This is a genomic window from Amycolatopsis sp. cmx-11-51 (assembly GCF_047608665.1).
GTDB lineage: Bacteria > Actinomycetota > Actinomycetes > Mycobacteriales > Pseudonocardiaceae > Amycolatopsis.
The window spans coordinates 1-929 of the sequence record NZ_JADNQO010000048.1 but is presented as its reverse complement, the minus strand read 5'-3'; the positions used below and the strand labels follow the sequence as shown (position 1 = coordinate 929).

The 929-nt window shown below is 64.5% G+C and carries 1 protein-coding gene; it reads left to right on the top strand.

Translation table 11 applies throughout. The features are described 5' to 3' along the window. Nucleotides 1-105: 105 nt before the first annotated feature. Nucleotides 106-929 (top strand): SAM-dependent methyltransferase (locus ACM6LU_RS39165; RefSeq protein WP_414942919.1); only part of this gene is annotated, 824 nt, incomplete at its 3' end.

Here is a 929-nt window from a genome sequence, read left to right as displayed (position 1 = left end):
TCGGTCAGCGCAATGCATGAGACGGCCGGTGGCCCGGTGACGCGCGGTGCCGGAACGGCTACCATGCCGGGTGTTCCTGACGATCGGCGAGGAGAGCCACTTCCGATGTCCTCCCACAGTGCAGCACAGCCTGGGTCCGACCTCCTCATTCTCGACGACGGAGTCCCCACTGCGGCGCGCGTCTATGACGTGATGCTGAATGGTAAGGACAACTACGCGATTGACCGGCAGATCGCCAAGGCGAGTCTCGATGTGATGCCGGAGCTCAAAGAGATCGCGCTGCACAACAGAGCGATGCTGCATCGAGTGGTGCGGCGGCTCGCCGCGGACGAGGGCATCACACAGTTCCTGGACCTGGGCTCCGGGCTGCCAACCGTGCGCAACACACATGAGGTGGTGCAGGAGGTGAATCCGGACGCGCAGGTCGTCTACGTCGACATCGACCCGATCGTGCTCGCGCACGGCAGGGCGTTGCTGCAGGATAACGCGAACACGAAGGTCGTCACCGCCGACGTTCGCAAGCCGGACGAGGTCATCGCACACCCCGACGTGCAGGAGATGATCGACTTCAGCAAGCCGGTGTGCGTGATGCTGTGCGGCATCCTGCACCACATCCTCGACGAGGAGGACCCGAACGGTATCGTCGCGAAGCTTCGCGACGCCGTTCCGTCCGGTTCGTACTTCTTCATCACGAACTTCACACGATTGAGCGATTCTTCGGAGAGTGAGGAGCTGGAGCGCGTGCTGCTGTCCCAGCTCGGCACTGGCCGGGTCCGGACGCCAGCGGAGCTGGCGGCCTTCTTCGACGGGCTGGAGATCCTGCCGCCCGGCATTGTGCCGCTGGCACTCTGGCGGCCCGACGAGGTCGTCACCGACGCGACCACCATCGGGGTGCGCTTCATGACCGGAGGCGTCGCGATCAAGCGCTA